The sequence below is a fragment of the Rhizobium sp. AG855 genome, assembly GCF_003610655.1.
Classification (GTDB): domain Bacteria; phylum Pseudomonadota; class Alphaproteobacteria; order Rhizobiales; family Rhizobiaceae; genus Allorhizobium; species Allorhizobium wuzhouense.
This window is the reverse complement of the sequence record NZ_RAQG01000005.1, coordinates 428,783-430,704: the sequence shown is the minus strand read 5'-3', so window position 1 is coordinate 430,704 and position 1,922 is coordinate 428,783. Positions and strand designations below refer to the sequence as shown.

At 60.0% G+C, this 1,922-nt stretch carries 1 protein-coding gene; it reads right to left on the bottom strand.

Going from position 1 to position 1,922, the window contains the following annotated elements; genetic code table 11:
* Positions 1 to 1,922 (bottom strand): DUF5801 repeats-in-toxin domain-containing protein (locus DFO46_RS23990; protein WP_210210650.1); only part of this gene is annotated, 1,922 nt, incomplete at both ends.

The window sequence follows — 1,922 nt, the reverse complement described above, 5'->3', positions numbered from 1 at the left end:
AACGAAACAGCATCTGCTGCTGTGCCCTGCGTGATAACCGCACCCAGCGGCCATTCCGTACCGGAAAGATCGCCGAGGCCGTCGTAGGGATGATTACCCGACGAAAGAGCACTCGCGATATCGTCTTCGTCGGCCGTCACCATGACAGCCGCGTTCGCAACCTTCGGCATGTCGTCATCGACATTGATGGTGAGTGTGCCGTTGATGCTGTCGTTGTCACCATCGGTGACCTTGTAGGTCAGCGTGAAGGTCTGGTTGTTCTCGGTGTCGCCGTTCGCATGCATCAGCGGCGCAACCTGCGTCACCTTGTATTCGCCGGTCGCAGCGTCGAGCGACACCGTGATAACAGTCGTGCCGTTCTGCTTGATCAGCAGCGTGCCGTCTTCGCTCCGTTCGTAGGCGAACCCAGTGGCACCGCCGGCCGTCGCCGTCGACGTTGCAACCCAGGCAATCGAGCCGCCATCGGCGCCGAAGTCATGCGACAGAACGCCGGTGACGTTCCGCGGCGCAAAGTCGTCGTTGGTGCCGCCCTCGATGCCGTTCGACAGATCATCGTCTTCGACATAGACCGTGCTGTTGGAACCGACCCACGGGCCGTCGTCATCGAACGCGATCTTGGTGCCGATCGCGATCGTCTTTTCCACCGTATCCTGGTCGTAGTCGGTCACAGACAGAACCGCAGAGATCTTGTCCCCGAGGTTGACGCTGTCGTCGAAGTTGTTGCCGGTCGCCGAATGCTTCAGCGACAGATACTGCGCAACCGTCACCTGGCCGCTGCTGTCCATATGGATCGCAAAGGCGGCAGTGCCGTTTGCAATGCGGCCGACAACCAGTTCGCCTTCCTTCGAAAGCGTAATCGGCTGTCCATCAGTCGTGAACAGACCGGAATCCAGGTCATTGATCTTCAGCGTCAGCGAGCCATTCACCGAACCCGTGAAGAAGCCCGTATCGTCGGCGCCGCCGTCGATCGAGAAGTCCACCACGTCATCCTTGGCATAACGAACCGACATGTCCGGATCGTTGCCCTTGGAACCGACGGCCGTGAACAGCTGCGACGCGAAGTAACGCGATACAGGGTCCGTCAGGTTGTCGTCGTTGTTGCCGCCCGTCTCGTCCACACGAACCGTGCTATCCGTCCAGATCGACGTCTCCGGCATGTCGTCGACGACAGTCACAATGATCTTGCCGTCAAGACCGACGGTATCGCCGTCACGGTCCGTCGCTTCGATCACGGCACCGAAGTCGATGCCCGCGATCGAGCCACCCGGAACCTTCAATGCCGTGTTCTCGCCACCACCAGCGACATGGTCGAGCTGGTCATACTGGCGGTAGACGAACTCGCCCGTCGACTTGTCCAGCGTCAGCGTGAAGACCACACGGTCGCCGAGGCCAAGGCCCGCATTGCCCGCGACGTTGGCATAAGCCACCAGAGCGCCGCCAACATAGGTGTAGGACAGGCCCACGCCCTTGGACGAAAGACCCACTGTCGTCATCGTCGAGAGCGCATCCGATGCGAACGAGAAGCCGCCACCAGCCTTGGCGCCATCTGCACCGAACGAAACAGCATCTGCTGCTGTGCCCTGCGTGATAACCGCACCCAGCGGCCATTCCGTACCGGAAAGATCGCCGAGGCCGTCGTAGGGATGATTACCCGACGAAAGAGCACTCGCGATATCGTCTTCGTCGGCCGTAACCTTCACGACATTTTTCAGTTCCGGCGCATCGTCGTGGATGGTGATCGTGAACTTTTCGCCCAGCGTGATGCTGTCGCCATCAAAGTCCTTCGCCTGGACGATCTGGCCGAACTTGATCGGCAGGTCCAGATTCGTCTGACCGATGTGGTCGAGCTGGTCGAACTGGTTGAACTCGTACGAGCCGTTGGCGTTCACCTTCAGCGTGAAGACCACGCGGTCGCCATTCTG